A 14,089-nucleotide genomic window follows, 5' to 3' on the forward strand; every position below is an offset into this window, starting at 1 on the left:
CATAAAAACTGCCCGGCATAACACCGGGCAGAAAATATTTTTTGTTTTTTTAATTGTCTACTTGACGGGTAGCACACCATTTTCCGGGGTTTTTGAACCATTTTGATATAGTCTGAGCAGTCGATTATCGCTTGCTGAACTGCGGAGCGCGACGAGCAGCTTTGAGACCGTATTTCTTACGTTCTTTCATACGTGGGTCACGTGTTAAGAATCCTGCTTTCTTCAGAACTGGTCTGTAATCAGCATCTGCCTGAAGTAATGCTCTGGAAATACCATGTCTGATAGCACCAGCCTGTCCTGTTGTACCACCACCATGAACGTTTACTAAAACGTCAAATTTATCTGTTGTTTCTGTAGCTACCAGTGGCTGGCGAACGATAACTTTCAGTGTTTCCAGTCCAAGGTACTCATCGATATCTCTTTTATTGATTGTGATCTTACCTGTACCCGGTACAAGGTATACTCTTGCGATAGATTTTTTTCTTCTTCCGGTTCCGTAATATTTAGTAGCCAATGTCATTTACCTCCTTCTTAAAATGTTAATACTTCTGGTTTCTGAGCTTCGTGTCCGTGCTCTGCACCAGCGTATACGTGAAGTTTTGTCATCATCTGTCTTCCAAGAGGTCCTTTTGGAAGCATTCCCTTAACAGCCAGTTCAATGACTCTTTCCGGTTTCTTGTTTAACATTTCACGTAAGGTGGTTTCTTTCATTCCGCCTACATAATCTGAATGATGATAGTAAATCTTCTGGTCAAGTTTCTTACCTGTTACTTTGATCTTGTCAGCGTTGATGACGATTACATAATCACCTGTATCGATATGCGGTGTAAAGATTGCTTTATTTTTTCCACGTAATACTTTTGCTACTTCTGAAGACAGACGTCCTAATGTACATCCTGTAGCATCAACTACGTACCATTTTCTGTCAATTGTTGATGGGCTAGCCATAAATGTTTTCATTGGTTTTCCTCCTTAAATAATTAACCTGGCAATGCTGGAAAGTTACATCACCTGCTCTATCGTTAAACACCGTTACCGGGGCTTTGGCTTGGCGTTAACATTCTTTGTCACACTGGTCTATTATATTATACGAATTTCCCCGTGTCAACTCTTTTTTCTTTATTTTTCAGCCATTTTTCAGCCTTTTTACACTTTTGAAAGAACATAGTTATATATTTTCTTATAAGTTGCAGCCGTATAATGCAAACCATCCACTGTCTTGAACCCTTTTTTCTTCAGATAAGAATTCACATCAATGTATCTCTGTGGAAATGCAGCTTTCAGTTTTTTATTAAAACTGTTAATCTTTGCATTGCTTACATATCCTGCAGTATATTTGGAATCAATCGGATTCACTGACATGAAGTAAATATTGGCTTCCGGATAAGCTTTTAAAAGTTTCTTATAGCTGTTTATGTATTTTGTAATATTCACGTGGTCATTTACACCAAAATTCAGAACCACTGTAGCTTTTGGATTTTTCTTCAGTTCCTTTTTCAGCTTTTTTTCCGCTGTTGTAAGATACCAGTTATGTCCTTCTCTCACTTTTGCAATACACTTTTTACTGATTCCCATGGAAATACCCAGTCCTACTGTCCTTGAATCGCCTACCCAGTAATCTACTTTTCCGCTTTTCTTTGGTGCTGTATCTGTTGTCTTATCAGATACAGCGTTTACTCTTTTTCCATTTTTATCTACTTTATAATTTCCTATGGTGGTATTTACCGCCATCTTACCGGTAACTGGTGAAAAGTAATACCAGGAACCTCCGATCTTATTCCAGCCAGTCTGCATAACGCCTGTTCCGGAAAAATAATACCATCCTGTAGACATCTTCACTTTTCCGGTTGCTGCACTGCCAGATAAGTCTGCTTTATTTTTCCAAAGATAATACTTTTTTCTGCCAATTGTCTGCCAGCCAGTTGCCAGCTTTCCTTTTTTATTGAAATAATATCTTTTTTTATGATATGTTTTCCATCCGGTCTTCGCATATCCGTTTGAAGTAAAATAATAGATCTTTCCCCTGACCTTCACCCACTTATTTTTTGTATAGGTTTTACTTCCAGAATTATAATACCGCACTCCTTTTTTATCAGTCACCAGTTTTCCCGCTGCCGCCTTTGGTGCCTTCAGCACATTTTCCAGCGAAGCCGCACTGATCTGGCTCCCCATCCCTGTTATAAAAAGCATCATGAACAAAAGCAGCCAACATAATTTCTTTCTCGGTCGTTTCAATGGTTTATCCTCCGTTTCATCTGCAATATGTGACAACCTATCTTTGAATTATACCATAAAAAAAAGGATGTCTCAACCCTGTTTTACATAGTCGACATCCTTTGTATCTATTTTTGTTACTATTCACTATTTTTCTCTGGAAATAACATAATAAGGAACAGCAACAAACAAGATTCCACCTACCATATTTCCAAGAGTAACAATACCCAGGTTATAGAAAAATCCACCCATGGTGATTGCTTTTCCCATTGGGTTCATCAAGCCAATGGATAAAAATGTCATATTTGCAATGCTATGCTCAAATCCGCAGGTTACAAAAGTTCCTACACAGCAGAAGTTCATGAACATCTTTGCGCCTTCTGACTTCATCTTTGTTCCGCACCAGATTGCAATACATACCAGAATATTGCAGAGAATTGCTTTTGCAAACAGATTAGCTGGTGTTCCTGCCATTTTTCCTGCTGCTGCATTTGCAAAAAACTCCCCAACTGCTTCATTGCTGCTACAGATTCCGGTCATGGTAAAAATTGCTGATGCAATGACGGAGCCAATCAGATTGCCAATATAACAGACGATCCAGAGTTTTACAGTCTGCCCCCAGCTGACTGCCTTCTGCATGCTGGCTGATGCCATCACAAAATTGTTACCTGTAAACAATTCCGCGCCTGCCATCGTTACAAAACAAAGACCTACCGAGAATACAATACCGCATACCAGCTTCTGTGCCGGCTGTCCGGTCAGGCATCCTCCCACAAACCCCATTAAAATACTGCCAAATCCAATATATAAGCCAGCAAGAATCGAAGCCAGCACATAAGCCAGTGGATTCTTTTCCAATAAAGCAACTTTTCCCTTTGCTACATTACCTACTGCCTGATATTCCTCTTTAAACATATCGCATCCTCCCTCATCATCCTGAAACTATGAGAACAGGAAAAAGGCCGATTTCCTCCCTTAGTACGAAATCGACCTCCTTCCTGTCTTTATCCGTCTTTAATTTTATTTAATTAGAACAGACCCGTAATCTTACCTGTCTCGTCTACATCAATTCTTTCTGCAGCCGGTACCTTTGGAAGACCTGGCATTGTCATAATCTCTCCGGTAAGAGCTACGATAAATCCTGCACCTGCACTGATCTTCAGATTACGAACAGTTACTTCAAATCCAGTCGGTGCTCCCAGTTTTGTCTGATCATCTGTCAGACTGTACTGTGTCTTAGCTACACAGATCGGGCAATTGCCAAATCCCATATCTTCCAGCTGTTTTGCCTGCTTCTGTGCATTTGCTGTCAGGACAACTCTGTCTCCACCATAGATCTTCTGAACAATCGCATTCAGCTTATCTTCAATGCTGGTTCCTTCCAGTTCGTAAGCATATGTGAAATCGTTAGGCTGTTCTACCAGTCTCAGTACTTCTTCTGCCAGTGCGATTCCGCCTTCGCCACCCTTTGCCCATACTTCAGACAGTGCAACGTTAACGCCCAGTTCTTTACATTTCTTCTCTACCAGATCCAGTTCTGCTTTGGTATCTGTTGGGAATGCATTAATAGCAACCACTGCAGGCAGCTTGTATACGTTTGTGATATTGCTTACATGCTTTAACAGGTTTGGAAGACCTTTTTCCAGTGCTTCCAGATTCTCATGATTCAGCTCTGCCTTTGGTACTCCACCATTATATTTCAATGCACGTACAGTAGCAACGATAACAACTGCACTTGGCTTTAAACCAGCCATACGGCACTTAATATCCAAGAACTTCTCAGCACCCAGGTCAGCACCAAATCCTGCTTCTGTAATTGCATAATCAGCAAGTTTCAGAGCCATCTTGGTTGCTGTTACAGAGTTACATCCGTGTGCGATATTTGCAAATGGTCCACCATGAACAATGGCTGGAACGTGTTCCAGAGTCTGAACCAGATTCGGTTTCAGAGCATCTTTCAGAAGTGCTGCCATGGCACCCTGTGCATTCAGGTCACCAGCTGTTACCGGTTTCTGTTCTGCTACTTTACCATATGTATAACCAACAATGATTCTTGCCAGTCTGTTTTTCAGATCTGTAATGTCGCTTGCCAGACACAGAACAGCCATGATCTCAGATGCAACAGTAATATCATATCCGTCTTCTCTTGGCATACCATTGGTCTTTCCGCCAAGTCCGTCTACAACATTTCTCAACTGACGGTCATTCATATCCACACATCTTCTCCATGTGATCTTTCTAGGATCAATGTTCAGTGCATTTCCCTGGAAAATGTGATTATCAATCATTGCTGCCAGCAGGTTGTTTGCAGCACCGATTGCATGAAAGTCACCGGTAAAATGAAGGTTGATATCTTCCATTGGAACTACCTGTGCATATCCACCGCCTGCTGCTCCGCCTTTTACACCAAATACAGGTCCCAGGGATGGTTCACGAAGTGCTACCATAACTTTCTTACCCAGTCTCTGCATACCATCAGCAAGACCAACTGTTGTCGTTGTCTTTCCTTCTCCTGCCGGTGTTGGGTTAATTGCCGTTACCAGAATCAGTTTTCCATCTGGAGCATTACTTTCTTTTAATAAATTATAGTCGATTTTTGCTTTATACTTACCATATTGTTCCAGATATTTCTCATCAATACCGGCCTTTTCTGCAATTTCTGTGATTGGAGCCATTGTAGTCTCCTGTGCAATCTCGATGTCTGACTTGTATCCCATTGTCGATTCCTCCATTCTTATATAATATGTTAAATATTTTTAGGCAAAAAAATGCTGCGCAAAGCAAATAATCTGATATAAAACATATACCAAACTTCTTTCTTTTACGCAGTAGCGGAAGCGATGCTATAACGCGGTGTAAACACCTTCGTTCATCAGAAGTCTTCCCGTCTGATGACACTTAACGTACAGTATCTACTCTACTTATTAACAATTCTTTCCTTTGATCATCATTATACTGGTTTGTTTTCTTTTTGTCAATCCTGTTTTTTATTTTTTTCGTTTTATCTTTCAACATTTTTCTTTTTTCTCATACAAAATGTACTATGTATTACAAATAACAGAAGGCGCACTCTACGAACATTCCGTTATCATGAATCAAAAAAGAGACTCCTCTCAGAGTCCCTCTTTCACTGCGGATAACAGGACTTGAACCTGCACCCTCCCGGACCAGAACCTAAATCTGGCGCGTCTGCCAATTCCGCCATATCCGCGCAGTCTTTATTGATATGAAAAAACGTATCCAGATCGGATACGTCCAAATGAAGCATCGGGGATTCGAACCCCGGACAACTTGATTAAAAGTCAAGTGCTCTACCGACTGAGCTAATGCTCCATAAATATGAACTGGGCTAGCTGGATTCGAACCAGCGAGTGCAGCAGTCAAAGTGCTGTGCCTTACCGCTTGGCGATAGCCCAATTGGTCGCCGTAACGGCAGGGTGGGTAAAGGGACTCGAACCCTTGGCCTCCAGAGCCACAATCTGGCGCGCTAGCCAACTGCGCCATACCCACCATACAACGTTCATGTAATCATGACGTTTACTCTGCGATAAGCAAAGTAAAACGAGCCTGAAGGGATTCGAACCCCCGACCCACGGCTTAGAAGGCCGTTGCTCTATCCAGCTGAGCTACAGACTCATAAGCGGGTGATGGGAATCGAACCCACGTATCCAGCTTGGAAGGCTGGTGTTCTACCATTGAACTACACCCGCATCAGTCGGGGTGACAGGATTCGAACCTGCGACCTCCTGGTCCCAAACCAGGCGCTCTAGCCAAGCTGAGCCACACCCCGTAAGCACTTTTGTTTTTGTGCTTTCGTTTGACGCAAATAGAATTATATATGAATGTCTCTAAAAAGTCAACACCTTTTTTTAATTTTTTTCATTTTTTTGCAAATTCCGCTTTTTCCCTTATTTTATGCGGTTTTCCGAGCTTATGTTCTTCTATTTTCTCTATTTTTCCAGATATTTTATTTCAAAATCAGTGTCCCCATTCTCTTCCAGGCGCATAATAATATAACTTGGTTTTCTGCCTTCCTGTCTTGGGTAAGCCACACTTCCAGGATTCACCAGAATGACACCATTTCGTTCTTCGATCTTCGGTCTGTGCGTATGACCATACAGAACAATGTCAAATCCCCTTGCTCCGGCATCGCTTCCCAGCATTCCGGTGTCCAGAGACACATAATAATAGTGTCCGTGTGTAAGAAGGATATGATGATCGCATAATTCCAGTTCTTTTTCTTTTGGCAGATCTCCCAGTATATCATTATTACCTGCTACCATATCGACAGGGCACTTTGCCATGCGAATCAATTTCTTCTGGCTGCCTTCCACATCTCCAAGGTGAAATACCCGATCAAAGCTTCCTTCTTTTTTTAATATTTTTTCCACATTCTCATCTTTTCTGTGCGTATCACTGATTACTAAAATCCTCATTATTTTTCCTTCTAAACCCGTTTTCTTAAACTATCTGTTCCATAATCTGCTGTCTGACTGCACGCAGTGCTTTTCCCCTGTGGCTCAGGCTGTTCTTTTCTTCCGGAGAAATCTCTGCCGATGTACAGCCATAATCATCCAGCCAGAAAATCGGATCGTAGCCGAATCCATTTTCCCCTGCTATATGATCTGCGATTCTTCCTTCCATGGTTCCATTCACTACGATACTTTTCCCACCTGGAAATACTGCCGCCACAGCGCAGACAAATCTGGCTGTCCGCTGTTCTTTCGGCACACCTTTCAACCGTTCCAGAATATGGTTATTCTTAATATCGTAAGAGGTATGCTCTCCCATATAGCGGGCAGAATAAATCCCTGGCTCTTTATTTAGATAATCAATCTCCAGCCCTGAATCATCCGCCATCACAATATCATCTGGCAGCAACTCTGCAATAGCCTTTGCCTTAATCAGTGCATTTTCCTGAAAAGTAGTCCCATCCTCTATAATTTCTTTTTCTACTCCCGCTTCTTTCATGGAAAGAATTGGAAGATTCAGATCTTCCATAATCATGCGGATTTCTTTCATTTTGTCCTTATTTCCCGTTGCAAATACAATTCTTTTCGGTTTCATTGCTTCTCTTCCATTTCTGTTTTATTGTTTTACTTCATCTGTTGTATAGAGTTTCATGCAGACATTGCATCCATATTCCGTTTCTGTTCCAGTCCATTTGGCACCATTATGGCTGATATAACCATCTCCATCGGACAGGTCCGCCTCCTCCGTGGCCTCATCTGCCATATACTCTGTTGCCACCGGATAGTCTGCCTCAGGCGTGTGCACCTTCACTACTACTGCATAGGTTTTTCCCTCTTCCATATAGATTGGTTCTTTCATATTGACAGTATAATAACCGGCATTTGCAAAGCTGCCGGATGCTTTCGTTTCTTCCAGTAATGCATTGGAAAGATCTTTTTCTCCGTCCATTACTGTCACACTATATTCTGTATCCGGACCAACTGCATAGAACCCTACCGCATCCAGCCATTCATTCCTTTCAGCCTGAAACAGATTGGCAAAATAGCAGGTTCCATCGCCATAGCCCAGTCGTCCTACCCATCCGCACAAGTCGGTCTGATAAAGATGGTCATAGTTATCGGTATCTTCAATGTCTGTATAACAAATCGCATTTTTTCCGATACTTCCATCTTCATAGGAAACATAAAAAATCCCCTCTTCCCCAAATTCCGTTCCCCAGCTATTCTGACAGATAAATGCCCCATCCTGTTTTGTCTGATAGTTGAACTTTTCTGCCGGATAAGCATCATCCCATCCAATAATCAGGATATCATGGTTCGCTTTTTTTTCTCCCGGATACAGATAGGAATGATTTATCTGGTTGTAATAAACCGAAGAAGAAAATGCTGTATCCATATCCATGTAAAGTGAAGACTGTACTGCTCCATATTGATAGATGGCACTTTTAATTGACTGGTAATCTTTTTCCTGCAAAACCTGCATTTCCTGCACATGTTTCACTGCAGTCAGAGACTCATCTGAGATTCCATCCCCATATGGATCTTCTGCTTCCAGAACCGGTCCCTGCCATCCTGCAAGATAGGCCATCACCATCGTATAATCTCCCCCATCGCTCTGTTTCCGTGAAAAGGAATTCTGTAAAGACATGTGATCTGCCGCAAATACCTCTTTTTCCCTGGGAAGGAGAGCAGATTCCAGAGCTGAAGATGCTGCTACCGCCCAGCAGGTACTCAGTTCCCCCTGATTTTTCACAGCAGGTGCTTTTTTCTGCTCTCTAAGATCGTATACTGCCGGTAATTCTGCTTTTTCTTCTGTAACCAGCCGTTCTCTGTATACAACAGTACCATCTTCCTCTCTGGTAACTACGTAAAGCCAGCCAGCCAGCCCTGTACACAAAAAGGCCAACGTCACTGCAAACAGTTTTTCTATTTTTTTGATTGTCATTTTCCTTCTTTTTGTCTTGGCGGTCTTGGGCCCAGGAACTGATAAAAATAAGTCTTCATCATGCCATTATAGATTTTCCTGTTTTTGTCCGCTTTTTTTCCAATATATTTTTCTGCATCTTCATATGCGGTAATCACATATTCTGACCAGCAGTCCAGTCGTTGAAAAGCTTCTCCAATCTCCCGATAAAGCTGTGGCAGGTTGGCTTTTTCCTCAATACGCTCTCCATATGGAGGATTTGTGATCACAAATCCATACTTCTTTGGATGATTCAAGGCTGATACCGGCCTTTGCTGAAAATGAATCAGATGATCAACCCCTGCCAGTCTGGCATTCTCCCTTGCAGCTTTTACTACGTTCGGATCAATGTCATACCCTTGAATATCCGTCTCAATTTTGTCATCCACCAGCTCCTGTGCTTCGTCCATGGCATTATACCAGCTCTTTTTCGGGACAAGATTGCTCCACTGCTCTGCAAGAAAGCTACGGCTCATTCCAGGCGCTATATTGGCCGCTATCATCGCTGCTTCAATAGGAAATGTGCCACTTCCGCAAAATGGATCCACCAGAATGCGGTCTTTTTTCCATGGTGTAAACAGAATCAGTGCAGAAGCCAGTGTTTCGGTAATCGGAGCCTTACTGGTCAGTCTGCGATAGCCTCTTTTATGTAAAGACTCCCCGGATGTATCCAGTCCGATCACTGCTTCATCTTTCATGAAAGCCACCCGTATCGGATAAGATGGCCCATCTTCGGTAAACCATTCTTTATGATACAATGATTTTAACCGTTCTACCATCGCCTTTTTCATAATAGACTGAATATCTGACGGACTGAACAGTTTGCTCTTAATAGAAGTGGCCTTCGCCACCCAGAACCTTCCATTCTCCGGAATATATTGTTCCCATGGAAGCGCTTTTGTACCTTCAAAAAGTTCATCAAATGTCTCCGCATGCACAGTTCCGACCTTGATCAGTATACGTTCTGCCGATCTCAGGAACACATTTGCATAACAGACTGCTTCCATATCACCAATAAATGTGATCTTGCCGTCTTCCACTTTGCTAACATCGTAGCCCAGATCCAGAATCTCTCTTTTCAGTACTGCTTCCATCCCGAAATGACATGGCGCAATCAGTTCTATTCTTTCCATACTAAAGGACTTCCTCCGTTTTTCTTCCTTCTCTCATATCTCTTTGTATACCTTTCTATATTAAGGTTCTAAAGCACCATCTGTCAATATTTCTCTTTTAAATTCCCCCGATAAGCTCTGATCCCCCCTACCAGCACACTGACCGGAATTCCTCTTTCTGTCAGTTCTTTTGCAGCTGCAAAACTGGTCGGTCCACGTTCACAGTAAAGTATCACATTCTTATTCTTTTGTATTTTTTGAAATTCTGCGCTGTGTGTATAGTTTTTCCAGTCATGATAGGGAACGTTTACCGCATTCCCGATATGCCCCTTTTCATAGTCTTTCCTTTCTCGCAAATCAATAATCAGACTACTATCATCCAGCAGATAATGTTCCATCTCATCTGGCGCAAGCATATGAAATCTCATAACAGCCTCCCGGTTATTCTATATTACACAATATGATATCAAAAACAAAAGGTCAACAACTGTGTTAATATCTGCTACAGCATCACAGCCGACCAGAATATTCCGGCCGGCTGTGATGCTGTTTTTATCCTCAGGCTGATGGACTAGTATTCCTCTTCATCCATATCTTTTTTAGCAGTGTACTTACTCTCTGTATTTTTACTGGAATTAGAGGTGCGGTTTTTTGTGGAATTCTCATTTTTCCCACAATTTGACATATTCGATTCCGCTTTATTTCCGCTTACCGTATTCTTATCCTGAAGATTTTTATTTCTTGCCATCTTAAATACCTCCTGAAAATATTAATTTTTTGTTACAGTATTTATTATTTCTTAATATTTTCAAAATATGTATTGCAATTTTTACCAAATTATATTATAATGTCTCCTGTAAGAGTTACTACTCTTACAACCCCTTATTAATTATTTATACTCCCCTCGAGACAGCCGGTAGCTCCCCTACCGGCTGTTTCATTGTATTCGGAACTCTAAAGGAAATTCTTGATTTCTCTGTCTATCTGCATTATACTAAGACATATTGAATCAAAGGGGAGAATAAATTAATATGAAAAAGACATGGAAGCTCATGCTTCTTCTGGCAGTCAGTTCTACTCTGCTGCTGTCTGGCTGCCGTCGCAAGCCTGTAGCCACAGAGACAGAAACTGAAACAGAAACACAAACAGAAACAGAGACCGAGACAGAAACTGAAAAGATCACCGAAAAACAGACAGAAAGGAAGACCGCTGCTTCTTCCACCAAGAAGCCTTCCACTTCTCAGACCGAGAAAAAAACTTCCGTTCAGCCAAATGAAACTAATACAAATAAGAACAATACATCTGCAAACAGTTCTGCCACTCAGACTTGTCCTTATTGTTATCAGAGTTTCAGTACTACACCTGATTCTGATGGTTCTTCCGAATATTCCAGACATTATGCACAGGAAAAGGCTTATGCTGATATGTATGGTATTCAGCCTGATGACACTTCCAGTGACAGCACTTCTTCTGACAGCAGTTCTTCCAGTGGAAGCAGTGATTCTTATGCACAGTGCCCATATTGTTACCAGTGGTTCTCTACCACTCCTGACGCATCTGGATATTCTCCATACGGTGAACACGAAGCAGCTGAATCTGCAGCAGCTAATTCCGGAGCCAATATAACACAGGAATATCAGGAATGTCCATATTGTGGATTGTGGCTGGATTCCGGCACTTATCAGGATCATATCACTAATGGATATTAACTGTTATTTCTATATCGTATAAAAAGACATAAAAAAAGAATGTGCCAAAGCACACTCTTTTTTTATGTCTTTTTATACCAGGAAGTCCCGCAATCTTTTGCTTCTCGATGGATGTCTCAGTTTTCTGAGTGCTTTTGCCTCAATCTGACGGATACGTTCTCTTGTAACATTGAATTCTTTTCCTACTTCTTCCAGAGTACGTGCCCTTCCATCTATCAGACCAAATCTCAGCTGTACTACCTGTCTTTCTCTGTCGGTCAGTGATTCCAGTGCAGTACTCAGTTCTTCCCGCAGCATGGAAAATGCCGCTGAATCTGCTGGAGACAGTGCTGAATCATCTTCTATAAAATCACCCAGATGGCTGTCATCTTCCTCGCCAATTGGTGTATCCAGCGATACCGGATCTCTGGAAATTTTCAGAACTTCCCTTACTCTGGCCACTGGTACACCAAGTCTTTCCGCCACTTCTTCCGGGGTCGGTTCACGTCCCAGTTCCTGCAGCAGTGTTCTGGTCATACGAAGTGTCTTATTAATCGTTTCTACCATGTGCACCGGCACACGAATCGTTCTTCCGGTATCTGCAATACCACGGGTAATCGCCTGTCTGATCCACCATGTTGCATAGGTACTGAACTTAAAACCCTTGGAATAGTCAAACTTATCTACCGCTTTCATCAGTCCCATATTTCCCTCCTGAATCAGATCCAGGAACGGCATACCACGGCCTACATATTTCTTGGCAATGCTGACTACCAGTCTCAGGTTTGCCTCGATCAGCTGTTTCTTGGCACTCTCATCACCAGCTTCTACACGCTGTGCAAGGGCCACCTCTTCCTCTGTGGATAACAATGGCACATTTCCGATCTCTTTCAGATACATACGTACCGGATCCTCTGTACTGACACCCTCCAGTACGTCTGCATCATCGATAATCTCAACTTCATCTTCTTCGCTGAGAATCACTTCATCATCGGTATCCAACAGCAAATCTGTTGTATCATCCACATTATCATCCTGCAACACATCAATATTGTTCTTTTCCAGATACTCCAGAATCAGATCCATCTTCTCTTCGTTGATTGGCATGGAAGCAAAAGCATCATTTACCTGCTTATAAGTCAGCACATTCTTCTTAGTCTTGGCATCCTCTACTAATTTTGTAAGTATCTTCGTGAACTGTTCCTGTAATTCATCCATAAATTACCATATCTCCTCTCAAGGTAATCTTCGGGCCGCCTTTATGCTCCACATATTCCCTGGTAATCGTTACTTTACCAATATTATCATCTTTGGGAATTTCATACATGATATCGAGCATTATTTCTTCAATGATTGCCCTAAGTGCTCTGGCTCCTGTTTTCCTTTCCAACGCCTTTTCAGCAATGGCTTCCAGAGCTCCATCCTCAAATTCCAGCTTTACTTCGTCCAGCGCCAGCAGTTTCTGGTATTGTTTTAAAATCGCATTCTTCGGCTCTTTTAAAATCTTAACCAGCATATCTTTGTCCAGCCCCTTCAGGGTAAATATAATCGGCAGACGTCCGATAAATTCAGGAATCATTCCAAAACTGCGAATATCCTCTATGGTTACTTTTTCTAAAAGATTCGGGTCGTCATTATATTTATCCTTCAGGTCTGCCTGGAATCCCATCGATGACTGTTTCGTCAATCGTTCCTTTATAATGTCTTCCAGACCTGGAAAGGCGCCTCCACAAATAAACAATATGTTCCTGGTATTCACTGTCTCCAACGGGACCATGGCATTTTTACTGTTGGAGCCCACCGGGACTTCCACTTCACTGCCTTCTAAAAGTTTTAACATTCCCTGCTGAACAGATTCCCCACTGACATCTCGTTGATTTGTGTTCTTTTTCTTTGCTATCTTATCTATCTCATCTATAAAAATGATTCCCTGCTCTGCCTTCTGCACATCATTCCCGGCGGCAGCAAGCAGCTTGGATACTACGCTTTCAATGTCGTCTCCGATATACCCTGCCTCTGTAAGGGATGTCGCATCTGCAATTGCCAGCGGCACATCCAGAAGCCTGGCCAGTGTCTTTACCAGATAGGTCTTCCCAGATCCTGTTGGTCCAATCATCAACATATTAGACTTCTCAATTTCAATATCGTCCATTGTTCCGGTAGCCACTCGTTTATAATGATTGTATACGGCTACAGAAATCACCTTTTTTGCATATTCCTGACCAATGACATATTCATCCAGCTTTTCTTTGATCTTATGGGGTGCCGGAACAGACTTCAGGTCTAATGCAGGTGCTTTGCTTTTCTTCTTTACCTTCTGCCGTTGAGGCACCTGATTGGTCAGATCAGATACATTGATCATCTGCATATTGGGGAAACGTTTAGACATCTCCATCAGTTCCTGATAAGTATTCGCATCCATTTTACTCATGCTGTCGAAGGACTTCTGCATACAGTCCGGACAGATACACATATTAGGCATCAGCTCAATCATCTTACCTGTCTTGCTCTCCGGCCTGTGGCAGATACAGCAGACTTTCTCATATTCATCTGTGTCATGTTCTGTCGAGGATGCTGTTGTCTCTTCGATTAACTCTTCTGTCTTCTTTTCTTCTGACACGTATTTTTCTCCTTTTATTG

14 protein-coding genes, 7 tRNA genes and 1 riboswitch are annotated in these 14,089 nt (G+C 42.1%); of the genes, 1 reads left to right on the top strand and 20 read right to left on the bottom strand.

Translation table 11 applies throughout. The features are described from left to right. Positions 1 to 124: 124 nt before the first annotated feature. From rpsI to OCV47_RS05230, 18 genes are all read right to left on the bottom strand, one after another. A complete protein-coding gene (gene rpsI, locus OCV47_RS05145; RefSeq protein WP_256296735.1) occupies positions 125 to 514 on the bottom strand; it encodes a 30S ribosomal protein S9 in 390 nt (129 codons plus the stop codon). Between the two features lie 17 nt (positions 515 to 531). Continuing rightward, positions 532 to 960 (bottom strand): 50S ribosomal protein L13, encoded by a 429-nt coding sequence (gene rplM / locus OCV47_RS05150; protein WP_117447828.1) that lies wholly within the window; start codon positions 958 to 960, stop codon positions 532 to 534. Between the two features lie 186 nt (positions 961 to 1,146). Next, entirely contained in the window at positions 1,147 to 2,235 is a 1,089-nt protein-coding gene (locus tag OCV47_RS05155; protein WP_262654189.1) for an SGNH/GDSL hydrolase family protein, read from the bottom strand. 126 nt (positions 2,236 to 2,361) lie between these two features. Next, positions 2,362 to 3,129, bottom strand: coding sequence for a formate/nitrite transporter family protein (locus tag OCV47_RS05160; RefSeq protein WP_262654191.1), 768 nt, complete (start codon positions 3,127 to 3,129; stop codon positions 2,362 to 2,364). 113 nt (positions 3,130 to 3,242) lie between these two features. Continuing rightward, the gene (locus tag OCV47_RS05165; protein WP_117447825.1) at positions 3,243 to 4,931 is read right to left on the bottom strand and encodes a formate--tetrahydrofolate ligase; all 1,689 of its coding nucleotides are present in this window, start codon (positions 4,929 to 4,931) and stop codon (positions 3,243 to 3,245) included. Positions 4,932 to 5,041: 110 nt separating this feature from the next. Further along, a riboswitch (THF riboswitch) is annotated at positions 5,042 to 5,136 on the bottom strand. Positions 5,137 to 5,345: 209 nt separating this feature from the next. Then, positions 5,346 to 5,425: transfer RNA gene (locus OCV47_RS05170), tRNA-Leu, on the bottom strand. A 49-nt stretch (positions 5,426 to 5,474) separates the two neighbouring features. Then, a tRNA-Lys gene (locus tag OCV47_RS05175) sits at positions 5,475 to 5,547 on the bottom strand. A gap of 11 nt (positions 5,548 to 5,558) precedes the next feature. Then, a tRNA-Gln gene (locus tag OCV47_RS05180) sits at positions 5,559 to 5,630 on the bottom strand. Positions 5,631 to 5,650: 20 nt separating this feature from the next. Further along, positions 5,651 to 5,724: transfer RNA gene (locus OCV47_RS05185), tRNA-His, on the bottom strand. Between the two features lie 52 nt (positions 5,725 to 5,776). Next, positions 5,777 to 5,850: transfer RNA gene (locus OCV47_RS05190), tRNA-Arg, on the bottom strand. A gap of 3 nt (positions 5,851 to 5,853) precedes the next feature. Beyond that, positions 5,854 to 5,924, bottom strand: a tRNA-Gly gene (locus OCV47_RS05195). A 5-nt stretch (positions 5,925 to 5,929) separates the two neighbouring features. Continuing rightward, positions 5,930 to 6,004, bottom strand: a tRNA-Pro gene (locus OCV47_RS05200). 160 nt (positions 6,005 to 6,164) lie between these two features. Next, positions 6,165 to 6,650 carry a metallophosphoesterase family protein gene (locus tag OCV47_RS05205; protein WP_262654193.1) on the bottom strand — a complete coding sequence of 162 codons (486 nt, stop codon included), beginning with the start codon at positions 6,648 to 6,650 and terminating at the stop codon, positions 6,165 to 6,167. A 25-nt stretch (positions 6,651 to 6,675) separates the two neighbouring features. Continuing rightward, positions 6,676 to 7,281: an XTP/dITP diphosphatase gene (locus tag OCV47_RS05210; protein WP_262654195.1), complete on the bottom strand. Its 606-nt coding sequence runs from the start codon at positions 7,279 to 7,281 to the stop codon at positions 6,676 to 6,678. A 21-nt stretch (positions 7,282 to 7,302) separates the two neighbouring features. After that, the gene (locus tag OCV47_RS05215) at positions 7,303 to 8,631 is read right to left on the bottom strand and encodes a lectin like domain-containing protein (protein ID WP_262654197.1); all 1,329 of its coding nucleotides are present in this window, start codon (positions 8,629 to 8,631) and stop codon (positions 7,303 to 7,305) included. After that, on the bottom strand, positions 8,628 to 9,782 hold the full coding sequence (locus OCV47_RS05220) for a THUMP domain-containing class I SAM-dependent RNA methyltransferase (RefSeq protein ID WP_262654199.1): 1,155 nt from the start codon (positions 9,780 to 9,782) through the stop codon (positions 8,628 to 8,630). Before OCV47_RS05220 ends, OCV47_RS05215 begins: the two co-directional genes overlap by 4 nt. A gap of 83 nt (positions 9,783 to 9,865) precedes the next feature. Further along, positions 9,866 to 10,189: a rhodanese-like domain-containing protein gene (locus tag OCV47_RS05225; RefSeq protein ID WP_262654201.1), complete on the bottom strand. Its 324-nt coding sequence runs from the start codon at positions 10,187 to 10,189 to the stop codon at positions 9,866 to 9,868. A 143-nt stretch (positions 10,190 to 10,332) separates the two neighbouring features. Then, on the bottom strand, positions 10,333 to 10,509 hold the full coding sequence (locus tag OCV47_RS05230; RefSeq protein WP_256296750.1) for a hypothetical protein: 177 nt from the start codon (positions 10,507 to 10,509) through the stop codon (positions 10,333 to 10,335). 283 nt (positions 10,510 to 10,792) lie between these two features. Between OCV47_RS05230 and OCV47_RS05235 the strand changes: the two genes are divergently transcribed. Next, positions 10,793 to 11,470 (top strand): hypothetical protein, encoded by a 678-nt coding sequence (locus OCV47_RS05235; protein ID WP_262654203.1) that lies wholly within the window; start codon positions 10,793 to 10,795, stop codon positions 11,468 to 11,470. A 72-nt stretch (positions 11,471 to 11,542) separates the two neighbouring features. On the opposite strand, the gene rpoD is transcribed toward OCV47_RS05235, so the two are convergent. Next, positions 11,543 to 12,667 (bottom strand): RNA polymerase sigma factor RpoD, encoded by a 1,125-nt coding sequence (rpoD, locus tag OCV47_RS05240; protein ID WP_256296754.1) that lies wholly within the window; start codon positions 12,665 to 12,667, stop codon positions 11,543 to 11,545. Beyond that, a complete protein-coding gene (clpX, locus tag OCV47_RS05245; protein ID WP_117447818.1) occupies positions 12,660 to 14,069 on the bottom strand; it encodes an ATP-dependent Clp protease ATP-binding subunit ClpX in 1,410 nt (469 codons plus the stop codon). Before clpX ends, rpoD begins: the two co-directional genes overlap by 8 nt. Positions 14,070 to 14,089 lie beyond the last annotated feature (20 nt).

The sequence above is a fragment of the Muricoprocola aceti genome (genome assembly GCF_025567005.1).
Lineage (GTDB): Bacteria > Bacillota > Clostridia > Lachnospirales > Lachnospiraceae > Marvinbryantia > Marvinbryantia aceti.

What these genes read in the sequence shown, in the direction of transcription:
- rplM (WP_117447828.1), bottom strand. Translation starts at nt 960, where the DNA reads ATGAAAACATTTATGGCTAGCCCATCAACAATTGACAGAAAATGGTAC.
- OCV47_RS05160 (WP_262654191.1), bottom strand. Translation starts at nt 3,129, where the DNA reads ATGTTTAAAGAGGAATATCAGGCAGTAGGTAATGTAGCAAAGGGAAAA.
- OCV47_RS05165 (WP_117447825.1), bottom strand. Translation starts at nt 4,931, where the DNA reads ATGGGATACAAGTCAGACATCGAGATTGCACAGGAGACTACAATGGCT.
- OCV47_RS05205 (WP_262654193.1), bottom strand. Translation starts at nt 6,650, where the DNA reads ATGAGGATTTTAGTAATCAGTGATACGCACAGAAAAGATGAGAATGTG.
- OCV47_RS05210 (WP_262654195.1), bottom strand. Translation starts at nt 7,281, where the DNA reads ATGAAACCGAAAAGAATTGTATTTGCAACGGGAAATAAGGACAAAATG.
- OCV47_RS05215 (WP_262654197.1), bottom strand. Translation starts at nt 8,631, where the DNA reads ATGACAATCAAAAAAATAGAAAAACTGTTTGCAGTGACGTTGGCCTTT.
- OCV47_RS05220 (WP_262654199.1), bottom strand. Translation starts at nt 9,782, where the DNA reads ATGGAAAGAATAGAACTGATTGCGCCATGTCATTTCGGGATGGAAGCA.
- OCV47_RS05225 (WP_262654201.1), bottom strand. Translation starts at nt 10,189, where the DNA reads ATGAGATTTCATATGCTTGCGCCAGATGAGATGGAACATTATCTGCTG.
- OCV47_RS05230 (WP_256296750.1), bottom strand. Translation starts at nt 10,509, where the DNA reads ATGGCAAGAAATAAAAATCTTCAGGATAAGAATACGGTAAGCGGAAAT.
- OCV47_RS05235 (WP_262654203.1), top strand. Translation starts at nt 10,793, where the DNA reads ATGAAAAAGACATGGAAGCTCATGCTTCTTCTGGCAGTCAGTTCTACT.
- rpoD (WP_256296754.1), bottom strand. Translation starts at nt 12,667, where the DNA reads ATGGATGAATTACAGGAACAGTTCACGAAGATACTTACAAAATTAGTA.